The 20,446-nt window shown below is 56.0% G+C and carries 29 protein-coding genes; all 29 read left to right on the top strand.

What is annotated here, in order from left to right; genetic code table 11:
• The first annotated feature begins 792 nt into the window (after positions 1 to 792).
• The 29 genes from yidD to AC1DYR_RS06300 all read left to right on the top strand — a co-directional run bounded on the left by yidD (position 793) and on the right by AC1DYR_RS06300 (position 20,420).
• Positions 793 to 1,305, top strand: a complete 513-nt coding sequence (gene yidD / locus AC1DYR_RS06440; protein ID WP_477704364.1) for a membrane protein insertion efficiency factor YidD — start codon at positions 793 to 795, stop codon at positions 1,303 to 1,305.
• A 131-nt stretch (positions 1,306 to 1,436) separates the two neighbouring features.
• Positions 1,437 to 1,664, top strand: a complete 228-nt coding sequence (locus AC1DYR_RS06435) for a hypothetical protein (RefSeq protein ID WP_477704363.1) — start codon at positions 1,437 to 1,439, stop codon at positions 1,662 to 1,664.
• Positions 1,665 to 2,111: 447 nt separating this feature from the next.
• The gene (locus tag AC1DYR_RS06430; RefSeq protein WP_477704362.1) at positions 2,112 to 2,459 is read left to right on the top strand and encodes a hypothetical protein; all 348 of its coding nucleotides are present in this window, start codon (positions 2,112 to 2,114) and stop codon (positions 2,457 to 2,459) included.
• Positions 2,460 to 2,535: 76 nt separating this feature from the next.
• A complete protein-coding gene (locus AC1DYR_RS06425) occupies positions 2,536 to 2,970 on the top strand; it encodes a hypothetical protein (RefSeq protein ID WP_477704361.1) in 435 nt (144 codons plus the stop codon).
• Between the two features lie 96 nt (positions 2,971 to 3,066).
• Positions 3,067 to 3,528, top strand: coding sequence for a methyltransferase family protein (locus AC1DYR_RS06420; RefSeq protein WP_477704360.1), 462 nt, complete (start codon positions 3,067 to 3,069; stop codon positions 3,526 to 3,528).
• A gap of 124 nt (positions 3,529 to 3,652) precedes the next feature.
• Entirely contained in the window at positions 3,653 to 3,901 is a 249-nt protein-coding gene (locus tag AC1DYR_RS06415; RefSeq protein WP_477704359.1) for a hypothetical protein, read from the top strand.
• Positions 3,902 to 4,004: 103 nt separating this feature from the next.
• Positions 4,005 to 4,748 (top strand): hypothetical protein, encoded by a 744-nt coding sequence (locus AC1DYR_RS06410; protein ID WP_477704358.1) that lies wholly within the window; start codon positions 4,005 to 4,007, stop codon positions 4,746 to 4,748.
• A gap of 76 nt (positions 4,749 to 4,824) precedes the next feature.
• Entirely contained in the window at positions 4,825 to 5,139 is a 315-nt protein-coding gene (locus AC1DYR_RS06405) for a 1-deoxy-D-xylulose-5-phosphate synthase (RefSeq protein ID WP_477704357.1), read from the top strand.
• Between the two features lie 130 nt (positions 5,140 to 5,269).
• Entirely contained in the window at positions 5,270 to 5,722 is a 453-nt protein-coding gene (locus AC1DYR_RS06400) for a hypothetical protein (protein ID WP_477704356.1), read from the top strand.
• 351 nt (positions 5,723 to 6,073) lie between these two features.
• On the top strand, positions 6,074 to 6,553 hold the full coding sequence (locus tag AC1DYR_RS06395) for a DUF4188 domain-containing protein (protein ID WP_477704355.1): 480 nt from the start codon (positions 6,074 to 6,076) through the stop codon (positions 6,551 to 6,553).
• A gap of 56 nt (positions 6,554 to 6,609) precedes the next feature.
• Complete coding sequence (locus AC1DYR_RS06390) at positions 6,610 to 6,984, top strand: hypothetical protein (RefSeq protein WP_477704354.1); 375 nt, start codon at positions 6,610 to 6,612, stop codon at positions 6,982 to 6,984.
• Between the two features lie 569 nt (positions 6,985 to 7,553).
• A complete protein-coding gene (locus tag AC1DYR_RS06385; protein ID WP_477704353.1) occupies positions 7,554 to 7,853 on the top strand; it encodes an orotidine 5'-phosphate decarboxylase / HUMPS family protein in 300 nt (99 codons plus the stop codon).
• Positions 7,854 to 7,893: 40 nt separating this feature from the next.
• Entirely contained in the window at positions 7,894 to 8,352 is a 459-nt protein-coding gene (locus AC1DYR_RS06380) for a DUF3592 domain-containing protein (protein WP_477704352.1), read from the top strand.
• A 70-nt stretch (positions 8,353 to 8,422) separates the two neighbouring features.
• Positions 8,423 to 8,830 (top strand): iron chaperone, encoded by a 408-nt coding sequence (locus AC1DYR_RS06375; protein WP_477704351.1) that lies wholly within the window; start codon positions 8,423 to 8,425, stop codon positions 8,828 to 8,830.
• A gap of 149 nt (positions 8,831 to 8,979) precedes the next feature.
• Complete coding sequence (locus tag AC1DYR_RS06370; RefSeq protein ID WP_477704350.1) at positions 8,980 to 9,609, top strand: glutathione S-transferase family protein; 630 nt, start codon at positions 8,980 to 8,982, stop codon at positions 9,607 to 9,609.
• A gap of 103 nt (positions 9,610 to 9,712) precedes the next feature.
• Positions 9,713 to 10,063 carry a hypothetical protein gene (locus tag AC1DYR_RS06365; RefSeq protein WP_477704349.1) on the top strand — a complete coding sequence of 117 codons (351 nt, stop codon included), beginning with the start codon at positions 9,713 to 9,715 and terminating at the stop codon, positions 10,061 to 10,063.
• Positions 10,064 to 10,207: 144 nt separating this feature from the next.
• A complete protein-coding gene (locus AC1DYR_RS06360; protein WP_477704348.1) occupies positions 10,208 to 10,648 on the top strand; it encodes an SMI1/KNR4 family protein in 441 nt (146 codons plus the stop codon).
• Positions 10,649 to 10,794: 146 nt separating this feature from the next.
• Complete coding sequence (locus tag AC1DYR_RS06355; RefSeq protein WP_477704347.1) at positions 10,795 to 11,547, top strand: transglycosylase domain-containing protein; 753 nt, start codon at positions 10,795 to 10,797, stop codon at positions 11,545 to 11,547.
• A 104-nt stretch (positions 11,548 to 11,651) separates the two neighbouring features.
• On the top strand, positions 11,652 to 11,999 hold the full coding sequence (locus tag AC1DYR_RS06350; protein ID WP_477704346.1) for an iron chaperone: 348 nt from the start codon (positions 11,652 to 11,654) through the stop codon (positions 11,997 to 11,999).
• A 717-nt stretch (positions 12,000 to 12,716) separates the two neighbouring features.
• A complete protein-coding gene (locus AC1DYR_RS06345; protein WP_477704345.1) occupies positions 12,717 to 13,109 on the top strand; it encodes a hypothetical protein in 393 nt (130 codons plus the stop codon).
• 144 nt (positions 13,110 to 13,253) lie between these two features.
• Positions 13,254 to 14,075: a DUF4261 domain-containing protein gene (locus tag AC1DYR_RS06340; RefSeq protein WP_477704344.1), complete on the top strand. Its 822-nt coding sequence runs from the start codon at positions 13,254 to 13,256 to the stop codon at positions 14,073 to 14,075.
• Between the two features lie 457 nt (positions 14,076 to 14,532).
• The gene (locus tag AC1DYR_RS06335) at positions 14,533 to 15,210 is read left to right on the top strand and encodes a DUF1444 domain-containing protein (protein ID WP_477704343.1); all 678 of its coding nucleotides are present in this window, start codon (positions 14,533 to 14,535) and stop codon (positions 15,208 to 15,210) included.
• A gap of 97 nt (positions 15,211 to 15,307) precedes the next feature.
• On the top strand, positions 15,308 to 15,802 hold the full coding sequence (locus AC1DYR_RS06330; protein WP_477704342.1) for a hypothetical protein: 495 nt from the start codon (positions 15,308 to 15,310) through the stop codon (positions 15,800 to 15,802).
• A gap of 123 nt (positions 15,803 to 15,925) precedes the next feature.
• Complete coding sequence (locus tag AC1DYR_RS06325) at positions 15,926 to 16,492, top strand: hypothetical protein (protein WP_477704341.1); 567 nt, start codon at positions 15,926 to 15,928, stop codon at positions 16,490 to 16,492.
• A gap of 611 nt (positions 16,493 to 17,103) precedes the next feature.
• Positions 17,104 to 17,364 carry a hypothetical protein gene (locus AC1DYR_RS06320; protein ID WP_477704340.1) on the top strand — a complete coding sequence of 87 codons (261 nt, stop codon included), beginning with the start codon at positions 17,104 to 17,106 and terminating at the stop codon, positions 17,362 to 17,364.
• Positions 17,365 to 17,472: 108 nt separating this feature from the next.
• Positions 17,473 to 18,321: a DUF1444 domain-containing protein gene (locus AC1DYR_RS06315; protein ID WP_477704339.1), complete on the top strand. Its 849-nt coding sequence runs from the start codon at positions 17,473 to 17,475 to the stop codon at positions 18,319 to 18,321.
• Positions 18,303 to 18,998, top strand: a complete 696-nt coding sequence (locus AC1DYR_RS06310) for a pyridoxine/pyridoxamine 5'-phosphate oxidase (protein WP_477704338.1) — start codon at positions 18,303 to 18,305, stop codon at positions 18,996 to 18,998. The genes AC1DYR_RS06315 and AC1DYR_RS06310 overlap by 19 nt, the downstream gene beginning before the upstream one ends.
• Before the next feature lie 424 nt (positions 18,999 to 19,422).
• Positions 19,423 to 19,836, top strand: a complete 414-nt coding sequence (locus AC1DYR_RS06305) for a hypothetical protein (protein WP_477704337.1) — start codon at positions 19,423 to 19,425, stop codon at positions 19,834 to 19,836.
• Between the two features lie 140 nt (positions 19,837 to 19,976).
• Positions 19,977 to 20,420: a DUF4826 family protein gene (locus tag AC1DYR_RS06300; RefSeq protein WP_477704336.1), complete on the top strand. Its 444-nt coding sequence runs from the start codon at positions 19,977 to 19,979 to the stop codon at positions 20,418 to 20,420.
• Positions 20,421 to 20,446 lie beyond the last annotated feature (26 nt).

Raw genomic sequence — 20,446 nt, 5'->3', positions numbered from 1 at the left:
AACTTTCAAGGTTACGCTCGCCCTGTCCCAAGTGTACGCGGCCACTGCTAAAGTTCGGCTGGGATTGACATGACGTGGTTTAACCGGTCGATCCATACGGACACACAGCAGCAGGTTGCCGCTGCGCGGCGCTTGCTGCGTACCGGCGGCCTCCAACGTTAGGCCTCACGATGGCACTTCAGCGAATTGGTTTGGACTCCAACTGCCTGACCTACCTTATCTGCGCCGCAACACAGAGTACGGTCGGAGGCACGCCAATCGACGAAGAAGGCGTCGCACTCATTCGAGCCTGGTTCTATGCTCCAGGTCGCTTCTTCATCACTGACACGGTGGCCAGGGAATGTGGAGATATTCGCGATGCACAGAAACTTGCTGTCCACTCAAGTTTCACGTCGTACACATACTGGGGAATCCCGGTTGACGACCTAGCGGGTACCCGCAGGCGCGCAAATGAACTCAAGGTGCTCCATAGTGGCGAAGCAGACTGCCTTGCCCTCGCAGAGGCGGAAGACGTTGGGCTCGATGTCTTGCTCACCTATGACAGGAACTTTCTAAGACTGAGGGCCACCTCGGGAACAAAGGTCCAACTCTGTCGGCCAACCGAGCATTGGGCGAGCTTGGCAATCCCTAAGGGAGCACCCCCAGTAAATTGGCCAACGCAAGGAAATCCTCTTGAAGGTCAGTCTTGGTGGTTGTGGCAGTGATGCGTAACTCTTCCGTCGAGAGGGGCGTCCAAGGGTTATCGCCCTTGGACGCCGCTCATGTCAAACGTCAGGCATCACAGGAACCGACATGGAGTACTCGTGGGGAACGCAATGGGCATCGCCGTACATGCGCCGAGCGCTACTCGCCTCAATTCGTGGCTATCAGAAGTACCTCTCTCCGTACAAAGGCTTTTGCTGCGCATATGGCCAGCACACCGGTCGCGCCAGTTGCTCCGCATTCGGCTACCGTGCGGTACGCCGCCACGGCGTTTTCGGTGGCCTAGTGCTAATCCGTCAAAGAAGCTACTTGTGCGGCGTCGCTCACCGTCGGCATTGTCAGGTTGGCGGCCGACCGGATCATTCTCAACGTGGCTTTTGCGATGTAGGCTGCGACGCACCATGCGATGCAAGCTGTGGCTTGCCTGGCGGAGAAGGCCTGGTGGATGCCTGTGATCTCGCTAGCTGTGGTGATTGCGGCGGGTGCGATTGGCCACAGCGCAGGAGTAAATCTGCGGAGAAAGAGAAATATGTCTATATTCCACCAAGAGTGTGGAGTCGCGTTGAACCGAGCTCGCATAAAGGCACACGCAGCGATGCCTGACCCTTTAGTCAAGAGGATGTCACCCGGCAAGCCAGGCGCCGCCTCTCATGTCAAACGTTAGAGCCTTTGGCGGACACTCTCGGCTTCTTGTGTGATACCGCCAGTTTCACAACTTTTCTGTAGGAGGAATTATGAGAAATCAGATCGCCGGTGGAGGCGCAGTCTTAATTGGCATTGCTATCGTACTTGTCGTCCTGCTCAGTGACGGACCTGTACCGGTTAAACCGCTATTGGGTGGGCTTGCATTCATCGGTGTTGGAGCCTACTACCTCTTGGTGGGAAAAAAAGCCGCATCGCTGAAGGAGTTCGTAGTGGATGGAAAGATGGTGACCGATGAAACCGACGGCAAGAAGGTCTAACTGGTCGTTCGACACGGAAACGCACCTGCGGGAGGTCGCTGCGCGGCATGTGTTGCGTTCCGGTCAGCTCCACCATTAGATGATGAACACACTCGCCATATGCGTCGTCGTTCTGGTCGTGGCGAACCTCGCCCTCGCTGCGTGGGTTGTGCTTTCGCCGGCACTGACTACGACTCAGAAGACCTTTCAATGCCTGATCGTGTGGCTACTGCCTGTCCTTGGAGCGGTCTGCGTTTTGTTTGTGCACTTGTCCGACGCAGAGCCTCGCAGACGCAAAACGCCTCCACCGGGTGATGGTTCTGATCCAATGCCAGGAGGTACTCAATGAGCAAGCGGGGTCCCGCGTGCACATCTAGCTGGCCAATCGACACGGACTCACAACAGCAGCAGGAGTCGACGGCGCTGCAAGTGTTGGTGATCCGTTCCTTTTTACGTTAGGAGTAATCAATGAGCACCCTTGTGAATGATTCTTCAGCTTTTGGGGCGCGCCAACGACGAATGCTGCTGGAGATCCTGATAACGGTCCGCGATGGCTTCGTCGAAGCTGGAGTGAAGAAGGAGAAGAAGCTGCGGGAGTTGACTGAAAACCTGACGTTCCATTTGGCATGCATCGTCGATGGGTCGAGGGTGATGAATACTGGCGCGGAATATGTGCACCCCGTACTGGCTTTTACGAAAGGCACAGGTAAGAAGCCAGACTACGCGGAGTTGGTCTACTCTGGTGGTGGTTCTTGGATGCACGAGCTGCTTGACGAGGAGCTCACAAATGAAGCATTCGAAAAGGATGATTCCTGACGCGCCCGTCGAGTGGATCGCCTGTGGCGACCGCTCACATACACGTTAGATTTCACACAACCCTCAGGGGAAAACATTGATCCCATTGCACTTTCAGCCAGCCATCGAAACAGTAGATGGATATGCCAGCGACGCCATTCGGATGACGCAAAAGATCTACACCGTCGACATTTCCTCCTTTGCCCCATCCACACTGCGCCGGGTCGACTCCGTTTTGGAAGAATGGAAAACCGGCGGTGCCAAGATGGAGCAGGTAGCAAAGTCCATCTATGCCTTCGGTTCGTTTGCTGGTGAGGTTTTGCTTAAGGCCAGGCATGGCGAGTGGTTTAAGCCAGATCAACCCCCAAATGAAGGAGACTTCTTCGACTATCCGTTCCTGGCTGTTCGCCTGAGTGGCGGAGCAGTCTGGCGCCCCATCAATCTTGGCTTTCAAATCATGGACTCAGTGCCAAACTCAAGCTATTGGAACTCAATCGTCGATCTTCTTGGAAGAGTATCAAGTGAAGCCTGACCTATCAATCGACACGGACCCACAACAGCACGAGGCGGTGTCGCCGCGAAGTGTTGTGCGCCGGTCATCGTTACGTTAGGCCTCTGAGTCCAAGCTATGCGCGCCCTCGAACTCAAGATCCCACCGCCGCTCGTGGCGCTAATCATCGCGGCCACCATGTGGATCGCTAGAAATGTTGCGCCGACGCTTGAACTGTCGCCCGCCACTCGCATCGTCACAGCCGGCGTCGTCGCGGTCATTGGCGGCTACTTCAGCATTGCTGGCACCATCGCGTTTCGGCGAGCCAAGACCACGGTCAATCCTTTGAAGCCGGAGAGCGCATCGTCACTCGTCACGTCTGGTGTCTATCGGATCACTCGCAATCCAATGTACGTCGCACTCGCCTTGCTTCTGGTGGCATGGAGCTTCTACTTGTCAGCACCTGCGCTCCTGGCCGGCTCAGTGCTCTTCGTTCTCTATGTCACTCGCTTCCAGATCCAACCCGAAGAGAGGGTACTGCGGCGCATGTTTGGTAACGAGTACACGTCGTACACACAGAGGGTGCGAAGGTGGCTGTGAGGATTGACCCTCCTTCAAGCGGACTTGCCTTCGGCGGGCGCATGAGTCAAACGTAGTGTGTCTCATGAGGCCGACGATAGCTGCATTCTGGAAATTTCTGACGCTAGCCGTCTCATTCGGCCCCATGGCGCTCGGCGTATGCGTGCTGCTCCTTCCCCGGTTTCGCTCGTTGCATGGCACAGTTGCCGAATGGATACTCCTGGCCGTACTGCTACTGCTTCCGTTTGTCGGCGCGTTCGGCCTGATCAAATACATGCCGTGCTCGCTCAGGGTTCGAATTGCTATCGCCGTGGCCTACGTATTGGCCATGGCTATGCCGGTGCTGCTCACAGCCATCTTCATCGGATGTTCATGGGCGGGCACGTGCTTCTAGGTGCATGCTTTAACATGTTGGTCGACACGGACGCCCAAGGGCGTCCGCGCTTACGACTCTCCTGTCCCTTGGTCGCCGGTCATCTCCTACGTTAGGCGTCAATATGCGCTCACCGCCTAAAACACCCAAGCCGCTGCGCGACATTCGGTACTTCGAGAGCATCGATCCCCCTCGGCTCGATCATTCCATGCCGCACTATGCATCGAAGCTCTACGATTTCCCACGCGCCTGTGTAGCTCTTGGCCAGCGCGTCGGGATGAAGTGTGAAGAGCTTGGAATGTCTATCGGCCATGCCGATCATCTCTACCTGTGCTTTACACCATCTCTGCCCGATGGGGCAGTCAGGATGACTGAATACGCCACGGAGCGTTGGCACCGCTTCGTGCTCTGCGGAATGGATCCAATGTTCAATTCCCTGCCGGACGAAAGAAAGCTGGCTGTAGTCACCGAGGCAACGTTTTCAGCACTCCGCATGCTTGCGCCAGCCGAGGCGCCAGCGCTTGAAGTACTTCGACATTCAGTCGAGTCAGAAGGCGAGGCGCTCAGAGTGTGCCTCAAGGTCAAAGCGACGAAGCAATACCGGGTACGCGTCGAGCAAACGGTCCCCGTGCATCCACAACCCGCCGAGGTATTCGTTGAAGTCACAAATCTGAGAACGCAGCACTCGAAGGTGGTTAGAGTTGCGGAGGTGAAGTTCTACGATGATGCGCCAAGCCTGGTTGATCGCATCGCCATCATTGATCACAAGCTCACGATTCATCCTCGAAAGTCCTTTCGAGCCAGCCTCATTACCGCGGACTACCAAGTTCCAATTCAACTTGGTCTGGCCGACCTGGGTGGCGCCTAATCCTTCCTTCAAGCGAACCCGCCTGCGGCGGTCCGCTTACGTCAAACGTTAGACATTAAGAGTAGAGAGCCGGAGCATGAAACGCATCATGTACATCGAGAACAAATCAGGTGGTTTGAGCGGTTCCGGCCGCATTGGCTGGGTGGAAATGTCGCGCTCGACGCGATCGTACACATACGCCGGGAAGCGTTTTCTGAAAACGAAGTCCGGCTACAAATACAACTGCATCGAGGAAGAGACGGGAGCGCGTTACTGGATCTCTGGCCCCAAGAAGAAAGGTGGCGACACGATGTACGGCGGTATTATCGACATTGATGACGATGCAAGGCTTGAGTACTGGGCCAAAGTCCGAGGCCAGCCGGAGTGCATTCATCTAAAGCAAACCAGGTAACCAGACATGTCTGACATTCCGCTTGGCTCGGACACGCAGCAGCAGGATGCTGCTACGCGGCGCTTGCTGCGCACCGGGAAGCTCGAACGTTAAGCCGCATCAGCGGCGCATCTTTCATCATCAAACAAGCATGACAGCACTTCGCGAAATTCACAGGCACAAAAGTACCTTGCAGTTGGCACGCAAACTCCTCACTGCGGCAATAGTGCTTCAGCTCCCGTTTCTGATCGAGATCGCGCTCAGACAAGCCGATTTACTGCTTCACCTGAACACCCTGGGCAACAGGCAAATGCCGGAAAAGACGTTTTGGTTTTTGAGCCTCACGGCGTCCGCCCTGGCGATAGTCGGGTTCACCATCGTTTGTCGCCAGCTATCGCTATGGGAAGGCGATCTGGAAAACACCGAATTCGTACAGCGAACCCGGCTACTTGGAACAATGAAAATTGCTGCGGGCATTCAACTCTTCTTCTATCTCGTCTTTCTGCTTCCACTGTTCAGCCTCATTCCAGTAGTTTGGGCGAGGTCGAAAGCCACCGCCGCCATTCAAGACCTTGAGGTCTTGATGCCGAATCGTCGGCGTTAGGCGGAGCACTAGCAGGGATGCGCTTGCCCGCATGTCGCGCGGATGCGTCATGTGGCCATTGCGGCCATGCCGGCTGACAAAAAACGGACCCAATACAGGTAAATTTCCCTGGTGCCAAGGCTATAGTGCAAATACTGAACCTGCTTCAGGACTTGGTCCAGCAAGTGGGCAGACTGCAAGGAAGGATTGCGGGGCTTCACGGAATTTTTATAACCGTATGAATTTCGGAGCATTGCCTTGAAACCCGGCATGCAAGCGGCTTACAGGAGGTTTTAATGTCCAGATTAGATTGCAAGCGCCAGGTTATACCGCAGGTTTTGCGGCATACATTACGTTAGAGCGCATCAATACATGATTCGAAACGAACGCGTGACAGCCAGCCTGGAGGGCGAGTTCGTCGTCTTTCTGATCGGACTGCGGATCAACGAGCCACTCAAAGTGCACAAGTGGTGGCCCGTCACTCGCGCAATGCCTAAGATGCTCGAGGAGCTCGGCCGTCAACCCGAGCTTGGGTTCATTCATGCAGAAATGTGGTTCTCCCGGACGACGATCATGGTTCAGTATTGGCGCTCTATGGAGCAGTTGCTGGCCTACGCGAAGAACAAGACTGCAGAGCACCTTCCGGCGTGGCAAGCCTTCAACAAGGCCGTGGGAACGAACGGCTCGGTCGGAATCTGGCATGAGACCTATGCAGCCTCACCCGGAACCTACGAGAATGTATACGTCAACATGCCTCCGTTCGGCCTTGGCAAGGCGGGCGCTCTGCATCCCGCCTCTGGCGGCCGGCAATCGGCAGCTGGCAGGTTGAGTGCAGGCAAGAATGCGCTCTAACCCTTCCTTCAAGCGGACCTGCCGTCGGCAGGCCGCTTAAGTCAAACGTTAGGCAAATGCAAACAATCTTGAGTGTTGCGTTCGGCTTCATGGCGGTGTTAGCTGCCACGGCGATTACGGTGTTGGCAGGTTCGCCGTCCGCTGGACACCCAGCTCAGTACGCCGCAGCATTTATAGTCGCGGGGGTGATGCTGTCCGTGCCATTTGCCCTTGTATCCCTTTGGCTCGCTTTGGCTGACCGAGGCATCGAACGTCGCGAGAGGCTACGGATTCTGGGGATCACGCTTTTGGTGATCGGGGCGGCCCGGTGGCTCGGAATCCTCATGGCGATCGGCCCCGTGTTTGCGGAAGGAAGTCTTCTGCTCATGGCACTTGGCGGGGCCTTTCATATTCGGAGCAAGCAGCTAACCAAAGGGACGGGCAATGCATAACATGGCAGTCGACACGGACGTCCTCAAGGCACCCCGTCGCGCGCATATGGTCTGCCGATCACTTCTACGTTAGGCCGCAGCAAACTCCCTGGCCCCCCGGCACAGATGACATCCCAAAAAAAGCATGCCTAGTTTCACCATTGCCGGTCGCTTGGCCCCTGCACTCTTAGGCGGAGCCCTCGTTGCTCTGCTTGGTTGGGTATCCTTCGGATCACTCCTGCCAGGTGCTGCGGCGCCTGTTGGCGCCTGGATGCTCGGTGCCGCCGTAGCGTTTGGCGCGCCGAGTACATCCAAGGCATGGCGTAGGGTTCTGCTCCTGGCAGGGCTGCTCTCGTTTGTGGCGGCTTGGGCAATGTGGGTTGCGGTTTTAGGCGGAACGCAGGGTGCCGTTCAGGCCACACGCGCCGAAAACGCGCCAGGCTTCTCCCTTCTTGTCCTGGTTGGCGCCGTGTTGTTATTGTTCCTTGGACCTCCATTCTTCATCTTGCTCGGTCTGGGACTCATGGTACTTGCCCACTTTGTGGGCCGAGAGCCACCACGCCGCAAGGGAAAAAAGCCAAGCCTCGCAGATGAAACAGGCGACTAACCCTTCCATCGAGAGAACGGCACAGGGGCTTCGCTCACGCCGCCTCTTATTTCAAACGTTAGACGCCATCTCACACATGCCATCACCAGTCATCATCGCGCTTGACTTCGAATCCTCGGCTGAGGCGTTGGCATTGGTTGATCGGCTCGGCCCCGAAGCCGATCACTACAAGGTCGGCCTTCAGTTGCTCACAGAGGCTGGCCGAAGGCAGTTCGAGAGCTGGTGTCATCAGGCAAACAGGTCTTCCTCGATCTCAAACTTCATGAGATATCGAATTCCGTAGCCAATGCAGTCATTTTTACGTCAGGCCTAAAGAGCCACCTATGTTTCGAATCTTCGGTAGCCGAGTTGTCGCGATCTGTCTTGTTATGTTTGGCATCTTTCTCATGTATGCCGGCCACAAGAACGCCAACAAGTTTTCGGCATTGCGCGACCACGGCAAGACGACAAAAGCCGAGGTAGCCAAGCTGGAGTGGAAGGAAAAGAAGAATACCCATGCTGACAGCCTGTACACAGCGCATGTTCGCTTCACTACGGAGGATGGTCGCGAAATTCGGACTGAGGTCGGTGTTGCTGCAGAGCTTGGCCGTGCTTTGCGCAGCAACTCTGTCCCATCTAACATGACGGTCCGTTATTTACCTGAAGCACCCAGCACGCTTCAAGACATCAACCAGGACGACTCTTCCGATGCCCAGAAGGGAGTTGGTCGCTATATGCTGCTTGCGGGACTGGCAATGCTGGTCATCCGCTTTCTTTTCAGGGCGTGCGAAAATGATGCCTAGCCCTTCCTTCAAGCGGATCTGCCTGCGGCGGTCCGCTTAAGTCAAACGTCAGGCCTCATGGAGAAAGACTGTGGCAAACGAAGCGAGCAAGAAAACCATTGTCATCGTCCCTGGAGGCGTCGACGAATACATAGAAAAGTGTCCCGAGAAGGTGCGATCCCTATTGATGGACATTCGATCCGCAGTGCAGTCAGCGGCACCCGGCTCCACCGAGACCACCAGCTACTTTCAGATGCCTGGCTACCTCTATGAAGGGTATGACTACAACGGAATGTTCGCTTGGTTTAGCTTCAAGTCACAGCACGTGCGCTTGCATGTTCGCCCTCCGGTCCTGGAGAACAACGGAAAAGATCTTGGTGATTTCCCTACAACCAAAGCCATCATCGGTTTTCCCGTAAGCGGAGCGATACCGAGAGCCTTGGTGAAGAAGCTGGTGAAAGCGAGCATCACCGAAATGAAGAAGAAGGCACGTGAATAGAAGGCAATTATTCCTGGTGCATGCGGGGCTGTCGTGTGAGGCCTAACCCTTCCTTCCAGCGGACATGCCTACGGCATGCCGCTTAAGTCCAACGTTAGGCGTCACTTGAAGCAGTTCCTTGTACCGTCAATCCAAAATTGAGAGGTCATGTGCACACGCTTTACTACACCCCCAATACTTGTGCGCTGGCAACACATCTGGCATTGGCTCATGCAAATGCTGAGTACGAACTGGTGCAGATCGATTTCTCGAAGAACGAACAACGGGCGGCCGACTATCTGAAGATCAATCCGAAGGGGCGGGTTCCAGCGCTCGTAACGGAACGCGGCGTCCTGACGGAAACACCGGCCATGCTCATGTTCGTTGCCCAGACGTACCCGGGCGCGCATCTGGCTCCGCTTGATGACATGTTTCGACTTGCGGAGATGAACGCTTTCAATAGCTATTTGTGCTCCACGGTTCATGTCGCCCACGCCCATCGAATGCGCGGTCACAGATGGGCAGACGAACCTGAAGCGTGGGACGCCATGCGAAGGAAGGTTCCTCAATCCGTGGGTGACGCCTTCTCGCTTATTGAAGGCGAGTATTTACGTGGACCGTGGGTTTTGGGAGAAGAGTTCTGTGTGGCAGACCTGTATCTTCTAACCCTTGCCCGCTGGCTTGAGGGTGACGGGGTGGACCTCTCCCGCCTTCCCCGAATCCTTGGTCACAGGGCGCGAATGCTGGCGCTCCCTCTCGTCGCCAAGGTCATTGCTCAAGAGGAAGGGCCGACGAAATGACGTCTGACCCTTCCGTCGGGTGGAGACTCCGGAGGCCGCTTCGCGCCCTTAGGCCTGCCTTTCATGTCAAACGTTATCCAGCTGGTAATTGCGTGGTGTGTATATGAACCTTGCATTCAAGTCGTCCGGACGCATTCTCCTGTCGCTTACGCGCTCGGAGCTGGTCACTTTGTCGAACTCTTTGAATGAGGTTTGCAACGGTATCAATATCACCGAAGCCGAGTTCGAGACCCGGGTCGGTGCAAGTCGAAGTGAGGGGCTTGAGCTGCTCGCTCGAATCATTGCTGCTATCGATGCGCCGCACACCGAAGTCGAAGTCGCGAGAGCGTGGGCCGACAGTGGCGCCGTTATGGTCAAGGCAATTTCTGCATTCGGTGATCCTGTGGAACTGGGTGAGGAGGATGTTCGGCGTTTCGCTGAGGACCTGGCCTCTGCAATTCGGGAGGCATTGTGACAATGAGTAGGCCGGATAACATATCAATCGACGCGGACCCGCAACGACAGGATGTGGCTTCGCCGCAAGTGTTGATGGTCCGATCATCTTTACGTTATGTCGCAAACGCCACCGCCTCCTGACGTCGGCAATCTCTGGCAGCGCGTGCACAAGCAATGGCGCGACGCTGGAGTGGGCGTAAGCGCGGGCGCAACTGAGGAAGCGATTGCGGAATTTGAACGTCGGTACGAAGTAGTTTTGCCTGAGGATGTCCGGGCCTATTTCGTTGCTGAAAACGGAACTGGCCATGAGATGGATGATGTGTATTTCCGCTTTTGGCCGTTGGCAGAGATCAGGCCCGTGAAAGACGAACTGGATGATTCAGGCGGTGTCATTTACCCTGATCGCTTCGCGTATCCCGACTGCTTCGTGTTCGTTGATCATCTTATGAACAGTTGGCTCTACGCCGTCCGACTTACGAGCGACCGGAATCAACTCGCCCCGGTGTACCGCGTCACAGCCTCAGACGAGGGTGGGGAACAGACGGCTCCAACATTCCGTCTATTCATGAGCCGATACGCGGATCGGCCGGAGAGCATTCTTTGAGGCCGTTGCGACATAACCTGTCGTTCGAAACGGACGCCCAGCGGCGTTCGCTCCCTTCGGTCGCAGCTTTGCCGGGTTGCCAGTCAACGTCGCGCTAGGCGCCACCCAACTTCCATCACACATTACTCCCCAGCATCAGCCGCAACATGAAGGTCGGTCAAGCAATCATTCGCACGGCCCTATGGCTCTCGGGAGCAGGTGCGCTTGCCCTGGTTCTCGCAGCCGGCTACTACGCCAACGAAGTGAGGGTTGCCAGAGTTGCAACACCGTCTCTGATTTCCGAAACCTGGAAGCGCTTTGGGGCCCAGCTGAAACCCGCTGACTTGTCGAAAGACAGGCAAGCCATGTTGTTGGCAATTGAAGATCCTGCGTTCACCCGGCATCACGGCGTTGATCTTGAAACCCCCGGCGCAGGAATGACGACCATCACGCAAGGTCTGGTCAAGCTCATGTACTTCCCGGACGGGTTCAAGCAAGGTGTCGCCAAAGTTCGCCAGACGCTGATAGCGCAATACGCCCTGGATTCGCTGGTTTCCAAGAACGATCAAATGCAACTGTTCCTGAATATCTGTTATCTGGGCAGCAAGAATGGCCAGCCCGTTCATGGCTATGCGGCCGCCGCGCAGGCATATTTCGGCAAGAGCTTTGCTGAACTCACTGACGAAGAGTTCCTGTCGCTCGTCGCAATGCACATAGCCCCCGATAGCCTGAAGCCCGGGACGCCTGAAAACACCCAACGCGTTCAACGTATTCACGCCTACCTTTCTGGCAGGTATCAGCCTGCGAGCCTGCTGGATGTTGACTACAACGGAAAGCAACACGGAACATTGGCGGAGGAAGCCCTCATGTCATTCTTGGGGCTTGTCACTGACGCAAGGCCTGAACGTGCTGGTAGCTAACGCACTTGACTTGCAGTGGTGCCCAGCCTTTTAATTGAGACTACGCATCCCGGCAAGCCGGGTCACGCTTCACATCTCAAACGTTAGACCGCACGAATTACGCCATGGCTTTCGCATCACATGAAGAGTACTTCGCGAGCGTGCCCGCTGATTCGCGCCTTCGGCTCCAATCCATTCAGGAAAAAGTTGAGGAGTTGGTGCCACGTGCCTCGCGTTGCATAAGCTACAACATGCCCGCGTTCAAGCGCGGTCGGGTGTTCTTCTACTTCGCTGCATTCAAGAAACACATTGGTGTCTATCCACCCGTCACGCAAGATGCACGCCTCGTGCAGGAACTCGCGCCATACCGTGGCGAAAAGGGCAATTTGTCCTTCCCGCTGAAGGAGGAGCTTCCAATCGAGCTCATTGGCCGGGTTGCCCTGGCGTTGTCGCGGGAGTACGGCCGTGAGTGAACGGTGCGCGTGGTCCCTGACCCTTCGTTGCTTTCTGGAGTTCCCCACGCCGCAGGCAGGGCAGGGCTGTCCGCGCCGACGCTGCCGCATGCGCGCGTCGAGGCCAGCCCCTGTATGAGCTGGAACAAAGACTGCGCCTTGTTCGTCGTCTTTGCTTTGCTATCAAATCAGTAGCTGCTTGCGCTTATCTGCATTGGTCTTGGGGCCTGTTTCGCATATGAAAATCCCCAACAACAGTTGATTCTGGCGCTGCCATATCTCGCAGAAGGCCCCGTAATGGCCTCCAAAGCGGGTTTTGAGCTCTTTTAAAACTGAAAACTGGCTACGGCCCAATCTGAACATGCGCAAGCAGCTATTAAATCAATAGCGTTTCAAGCGGGCAGGGCGCCCATTTGATGACCGGACACATGCGCGCGCCTGTGCTTGTCTGTCGCATCCACGCCATAGATTCCAAAGCGTTCTTGGCGAGGTCGATTCTCATGGTGATAATCGCCGTGATTTGCCTCCCCGGTGAGCAGATGAAATCGCAGGTCTCACGACCGCTTGCCTAGGATGGAAATCCTTGCATTCACAAGCGACAAACGCTGTCGGCCGCAAGGTGGCCGCGAGTTGACCAAAGCGCAGCGGCTTTGTCACGTCCTGACTCTTTCATCAACCGAAGGTGCCCCCGGCAAGCCGGGCAGTGCCGGTCATCTCAAACGTTAGGCGTCACTGGCCATGCAGAAATTTTTACTCGTTGGTGCGTGCTGGGCCTTCTGGCTAATTTATGTCGTCGCCACCGTCAAGACCGATCTGAGAGCCGGTATCTCCTTGTGGCCATTCGTCAAGATGGCAGTCGCCGCTGTTGTTGCCGGATATGTCAGCTCGGTCCTTCTGAGCCCTTCGACCGAAGCGCAGGATGAAGCCGAAGAATCCCACTGGCGGCCTATGCCGCTGTTGATCAGGGTTGTCCTGGCAGTCGCAATCTTCACTGGAGGCCTTGGGCTGATCGCCATGAGCCTGGCTGCCTCTTTGTTCGGTGTCATCGGAGTGGTGATCGGGATTGCCTGCTTGCCCTTAGCGCTCTACTTTCTTGTCGCCGGCAAATACAATCCGCACGATGTGCCTTGAACCCTTCTATCTGGAGGTGCTGATCGGAAGACCGGTCAGCATGGCCCTTCCAAAGCGTTCAACCGTGCACGTAGCGGCAATTCCACTCTTGCTATCTGACGCGGACTACAGGCTTAATACGCGGAAAGCATCACACACAGCACCATGCGTTCACTTTTAACCCTGCTTGCGTTTGTCATCACCTCAACACTCGCCACGGCTGCAGAGCCCAGCAAGTTCCGGGCTAGCTCGTTCGTACTTCTTGCTGAATCAAGGCTTCCCGAAGCAGCGGCCTTTCGTGCACAGCTCGAGGTGCGGCTCAAGGGAAGGATCAAGATCGATGACATGGAAACAGACGGCCAAAAGGTCATTCTTCTTCGATTGCAGGGTGGCACCGTGATGATTGGGCTGATCGATGCGCCCCTGCCAAAAGGCCAGATTGACGACCTGTGCCAAGGCGCCTGGTACTGGAAGAGGGCCTGCGAAGAGACTGCCCGGCACAAAGCCCATGTCTACGTCAGTATTCTGGACACGAAACTCGATCAGCTGGACGCTTATCTCTTGCAGACCGACGTGGTGACAACGCTGATGGACCAGAATGCCATCGCAAGCTATTGGGGTGCGAGCTTGCAGTCCCGAGAGGCATTCCTGAAACAGAGCGCGCAGGCCAGTCGAGCGGGGCCGCCCGTTTGGCTTTGGGTTAACTTCCGTATCTCAACCAATCTGGAGAAGGGGTTCTCGCTGTCGACGCAAGGAATGGAGAAGTTTGACCTGCGGGAAATTGAGACCAAGGACGTGAATCGGAATGGTCTGGAAGTGTTCTCCCTGCTCATGAACATGGCCCAGTATCTCGTCAGCAGTGGACCGGTGATTAAAGACGGGGAAACGATAGGCGCTTCACCAGCATTGAACATCAGGGTTCACCAGGGACCGTCATATTGGCGGGAAGGTGTCACAGTCTACAGAGTGATGTACCCAAAGGAATGAGGGCCGCATGCGTGTGTGGTTTTTTCCCTGACGATCTGCAGGCCAGCACTCGCGACGCAAAACCTCAGCGCGCGCATTGGCCGGCATGGTGAGGAAAGCTTCTACCTCCCGTGCCCTCCGTGTCGTGCGGATGCGTCATGTGGCCATTGCGGCCGTGCCAACGGACAAAAAACGGACCCAGTACAGGTAAGTTTTCTCGGTGCCAAGGCTATAGTGCAAATACCGAACTCGCTCCCGGACCCGGTCCAGCAAGTAGGCGGACTGCAAGGGAGGATCGCAGGGGTCTCACAGGATTTTAATACCTGTATGAATTTTAGAGAACGGCCTTGAAGCTCATCATGCAAGCGGTTTACGGGAGTATTTGATGTCCGGATTAGATTGCAAGCGCCAAGCTATACCGCAAGGTTTGCGGCATACATTACATTCGGCGCCACTATCTAACTTTGCGTACTCAGTCATGATTCGAAAATTCCTGTCACTTCTCATCTCCTTTGCCGCATCTTCCGTCGCTTTCGCACAACCGGCTCAGTCGTTCGACAACAGCTCCTCGAACCTCATGGTGGTGCTACGGGAGTCCGTTGGTTCGAACAGTCAGGACGAATCGCTGGTGCCAATGGGCAAAACCAAGGTCAAGCTTGCGGACGGCAAGGAAATCGAAATCGAAACGGGATGGTACTCATACATCGGAGACATGCACGTTCGTTTTGTCTTCGATACACCCACGTCAATGCCGAACGCCTCTCCGAAAGACCTGGAGCGCTTGAGGCTCACGCCGGAGGCAGCGCTCGAGCTTGCGGTCAAGAACATCAAGCGTGTGTATGGAGAGCCCAAGGCGACTCCCTGGAACGATCTGATGCAGGTCAAGGGAACGTCGCCCGATCTCAACAGCAGCTATTTCCTCGACCGGGAGTTTTGGCTGGGTCTGCTCAAACAACATCCTGAGGGTGTTGTTGCCCTCGTTGCGAAGCGTGGTGGGTTACTCTACTCACCCTTGTCGGACCAAAAGGCCGTCGAGGGCATGCGAAAGGGCGTTGAGTATTTGCACTCCAGCAGCGAACGTCTTCGCGTCTCTTCTGCGCTGTATCTTTTCAAGGACGGAAAGTGGTCAGTCTTCCAGGCTCCAGTGGCGAGGTAGTGGAGCACCGCGTGACGCCTAACCCTTTCGCCGAGGGGGCGTTCAACATTGAGCTTCTCCTGCTGTCGGCCGCCTCTCATGTCAAACGTTGAACCGCATGAAACGCTTTACCATCACCCTCATCCTTTGTATCGCAGCGTCTGGTGCATCGGCCCATCAAGACAGACGACTTTCGCTGTCTTCGGGAGGAGCAATCCCCGAACTGCCTCTCCGGTACGCGGCAACGCGCGTTCAGATCGGGTTCTCGAAGGGCAAAGCAGGAAGGCTCACGAAGCTGACACTAACCTCCGTCGGACGAAGCACTGTCGTCAAAGGCTGCTTGCTCGAACTTGTCCCTGCCAGTTCGTGGAAAGGAGTCGCTCTGGCTGGGTCCTGGTATCACGACAAGCAATTCCTGCCCGACTACATCCAGATTCTGTTCAAGACGTCGCCATCACCTCGCGGCCTTCCAGAAGAGCCTGGCGTCTTGTTCCTATTCAGCCTGGAAGACGCACGCCTACTTGAGGTCAAGAAGATAGTTCCGCTTCCCCAAGAACACGCGGTCGAGTATCAAGAAATCGCGCTACATGATGGTTGCCCCGGCAAGCCGTAGGCCACGTCGCCGCATGCGACCTGACCCCTTGCTCAAGCGCCGACGCGCTACGGGAAGCCGTTTCGTCTCCGCGCGCGTCTTTGCTCGAGTGTTAGACCTCAGATGACTATCTGGCGATTCATCTTGCTTGGACTCGCATGGGGCTTGGCCATGTTGGTCTTCTTTCTTTATGATTTTCGAGGCGGTTCGAATCCAGTCCTTACGCTTCTTCTGGTGACGGGCCTATTTTTGATTGGTGGCGTCCTGTTTGGTGTTTCCATGTTCCTCTTAACGAAAGTCACTGCTCGTGTTGCCGGTTTCGACATATCGATGACTCAAAAGACAAAGCTTGGACTTCGGAGCTCGATTCTCATCGCCGCGGGTATCGTGCCTTCTGTGGCAATCATTGGGGTCGTATTCACGCTTCAATACGAATTTTTGTGGGTGGCACTGGCGGCATGCTTGGGGCCCACACTTGTTCTCTTGCCGGGCTCGGCCAAGTCAATCAGTGGCCGATTGCTGTTCGTTCGATGCATTGGTTCGGTGACAGTGGGTGCATTCGCCGCCGCTACAGCCGGCGCATTGTTGATGTCCTTCGAGTTGAGTCCGGTGTTTCTGTTGACGTGCGTTGCATATGCGGCGGCTTGGACTATCGCTCAAGTTATTTCTATATTGGTTCGTCCGCATTTCAGTCAGCGGGCAGGGCAGTGACGGCGAAATCCAACATGTCGCTCGATGCGGACCCACAACTGCAGAAGGCCGATTCGCCGCGAGTATTGCCGTCCGGTCAGCTCCAACGTTATCCAGCATCGATCCGCAGCGTAGGCATGCGAACCGAAATGGCATGAGAGCTTCGACCTGGCTTCGGTGCGTTGGCTACTCTGTCGTAGTCATTGCTTTACTGCTGCTTTTGGGGGTTGGCGACCTACTGCCAGTTGACCTTTTTCTTTGGCTTCAAGTTCTCTGGTCTGGCGCTTCGACTCCGCGCCACATGCGTGTCGGTCCCACGAGGGAGTCGAGTATGCTCGTGTGGGGTTTGCTGGCATTTGGCCTCATCCTGATTGCGACGGGTTGGGCGCTAAAGCCGAAACGAGAGGAGAAGTGACTTAGGGTGACTTATGCATAACATGTCAAGCGACACGGATCCACAACAGCAGGAGGCGGCTTCGCTCCGAGTTTTGATGGTCAGGCCATCTTCACGTTAGGCTCCTTCTTCCCTGTCTCATGCTTGCAAAGCTATTCGCCGCACTCTTGGCACTCTCTGGAGTACTGCTGGTCCTTGTAGGGAGCGCGGCTATCATCCAGGCCGAACCCAACTCACCATGTTCTTTGGAATGCTATTTGCCTTCGTCGCGTTCGGAGTGGGCTGCCTCATCGCCTCCATCGGTGTCTTCCGAATGCAGCGATACGGCTTCGTTTTATGCATTGGCCTGGGCGTAAGTGCCGCCAGCCTCGCGCTTATCGTTTCTGAATCTGCAGGCCAGGGAGTGCTCTGGCCAATCTTTGCGTTCATGACGGCCAGCGGCGCTGCCGGCTTGTTTGTGAAGTCAGGCGCCGATGCTACGGGAAGAGCCGCGCCGTGACCAAACGTTCGATTTTCTTGACGGCATATTGCCTTCGTTCTACAGCCTAACAGCTCACGTCGAACTTTCGGCGTCTTTCAGCGTCACCAATTTGCAAGGGAGTTAGTTTTGAACAAGGCATGTGCAGTATCGGCAAGTTTGTTGGCCTTCTTGTCGGTTGAAGCCGCAGCCCAAGCCATACCAATGGAGGAACAGACATTTACCGAGTTTGCCGCACAAGCAGTACGGCGAGAGGCTGGCGACACGCCTGTCTTAATAAAGGGGCCACTTACACTGTCAGTTGGCGCCTTGCAGGCCAATCTAGAGAGGGTTTTCGGTTTTTGCGGCTCTAATAATTCCGGTTGCGCATCCGAAATCGACCGGTATGCCAAGGGCGTGGCGCAAGTGCTAAAACAACAGAATGCGCCGGTAGATAAAAGCTCAGTGCGCCTCGTTGTCCGTTCAAGCGAATATATCAAGCGAGCGCAGGAATCTTTGGGTGGTGATGGCCCGACGCTTCAAACGAAGCCACTCGTTGAAGGGCTGGTATCGGTAGCCGTGCTCGATACGCCGCGCGCCGTGAGACCGCTTGACGATCGCGACCTGAGAAAACTCAACATGTCACAGAGTCAGCTATTTGAGCTTGGTAGTGAGAACCTGCAAGCCACACTGAAACCTCTCGCTGACAGTGCGAAGCCCGTCGGAAGCGGGCAGATTGGAGCTATTCCAGGTAGCGTGTATGAGGTCGGCCGCGTCGCCATTCCTTCTCAGTGGGCACCTCTTGCAAATGCTCAGCAAGGTCTCCTTGTTATAGCTCTGCCAACAACGGATATGGTCTTGTACATATCGGAATCTACTCCGTCAGCAATAGATGCACTTCGGGCGCTCTCAAAAGACACCGCTGCAAAATCATCCAATCCTCTTTCGCCAACCACCGTACTCAAATGGACCGCTGAGCGATGGATACCCGTACAGTGAGTGCCAAGGTGGCCGCATCAATGCCTGACCCTGACATCGAAAGGGCTCGACCCGGCAAGCCGGGTCGAGCTTCTCAAACGTTAGACTTCTGGGGAAATATGCACAGTCCCATTGAGCTCTTCAAAACCATATGGCTCGACGCCAGGAATCGCGGGTCGTCCAAACACAGGAACGCTGTTTGTGTTTCCACCATCGATGCGGATGGATACCCCAGTTCGCGATTTGTCGATTTGAAGGAAGCAGAAGAGACGGGCTTCGTCTTTTGCACGCATTTGGACTCTGGCAAGGCCCTGGACATCGCTCGCAACCCCAAGACCGGCATTACCCTGTGGTGGGAGCATATCGCCACGCAGGTGCGTATCAAGGGCATGTGCACCGCGATACCGGAACAGGAGGCCGATGTCCATTGGGCGAGTCGCCTGCGCGATGCCCAGATCGCCACAGCGACATTTCAGCAGAGCCGTCCGCTCGCGAGCCTGGAGTCGCTTGCAGACCAATACGGACGCGCCGTAGCCTCCTACGATGGCAAGTCAATCCCTCGCCCCGCGAACTGGGGTGGATTCAGGCTTCGGGCCGGGCATATTGAATTCCTGGAGTTCAAAGAGAGCCGCCTGCATGCGCGCACCGCCTATTCCCGCGCCGGTACCCGTTGGGAGCAGGCTTTTTTGCAACCGTAGCCGTCGCACCTATCGTCAGAGCATGTACCTCCGGGCATCCCAGCTTCCACAGCTCTCGTCGGTTCGCTACCTTGAGCGAAGCCGCGTCCTCGTCGCCGCTGCCCGCAGTCACAATCGATGGATGTTCGTTCGGATAGCTGCGATCTTCTTTCTAATGCTCGCAACGGCTACAGGTCTCAACTTCCTGCCCGCGTCACTTGATATTTCCGACTGGACCGGAACCGCAGCGGCACTGCTGTGTGGAGTGCTCTTCTATGCGCTTCTTCTGTGGGAACTGAATGGACCGCTTGAGAAAGCTGTGGCAAAGTACCTTTCTGGGAGTCCGCTTGATACGCCCCAAACATCTGTTTGCCCTGGACGCTGAAGCGCTCCAATGCGTCGTAGACTATGGACGGATGCCGGTCGCTCTTCGTGAAGGAAAGTCGTGAGCCTACTGAAGTTCGTTGATTGGCGATATCTCTATGCGCTTTACTGGTTGGTGTTCGCCTGCCTTTCAGTTTCTGCTGCGCAGAGCCCAGGATATGTGCTGCACCCTGAGTCAGTCCCATTTCCCTGGCCCGGCCTCATGGTGCTATGGGCATTGCTGGCGCTCGCTGTGGGCGTCTTCTACGTGATACTCCGGCCGGGTGTATGGGAGACGTCATGGCTTCGCTTTGGTGGGGCTCTGGCACTGTCGGGTGCGCTCCTGATGTCTTGCATATTGACCCTTGTCACCGATATGCCGGGGCTTTACTACATCCCGACCTCGTTCGCTCTGACCACGTTTTCAGCCCTGACCATCATCGGCCTTGCACGTGCAATTGCCGGTGTCTGGAGTCGCGGCTGGCAGGCTCCCTGACATGCCGGTTGGCTGAATGCGCGCCGTGTGGCATGACCCTTTACTCGCGCGGCTTCACGGGAATGGTGATACCGCCGACATTGTTCTCGGCTTTGCAAGGCCTGCGGCGGCAGGTTTGGTCCAAACCTTAGATCTCACCAATGCCCGATTACGACAACCCCGAAGTTGAAGCCCAGTGGTGTGCAGAGCGCCGTGCTGAAGTATCCGAATACTTGCAGCGCGAAGGTTTGGTGCATGGCCGAATCGGCGTGGAGCCGGCATGGCACCTTGCCCCCTATGTCTCAGTTTGGGCCGTCGAAAGCCTTGAGAGCCCTGGTTCGGTGGGCTGGTGGGCTATCTCTGGCGATATGCCGAACGACTATGTTTCCTCAAGCAAGGCTGGAACTCCGCGGGAGGCGGTACATGCCATCGCTTCTCTCTGGCAGGACGCGGCTCGATGCATGGCGCGTGGGGAGCGGCACCCAACGTTTGTCATTGGTACGGGAGAGAACATGGAAGAACTCGCCCCCATGCTCGCATCGAGGGCCGGGTTACTGCTGGAATGGGCCGATGATCCAGCGGTATGGGAAGACGATGAGCTTTAACGAGCTCAAGTTTTTTCTCTAATGAC

The organism is Polaromonas sp. P1_F9, from assembly GCF_056405615.1.
The sequence above is the reverse complement of the archived record's forward strand: the minus strand, read 5'-3'. Positions and strand labels throughout refer to the sequence as shown.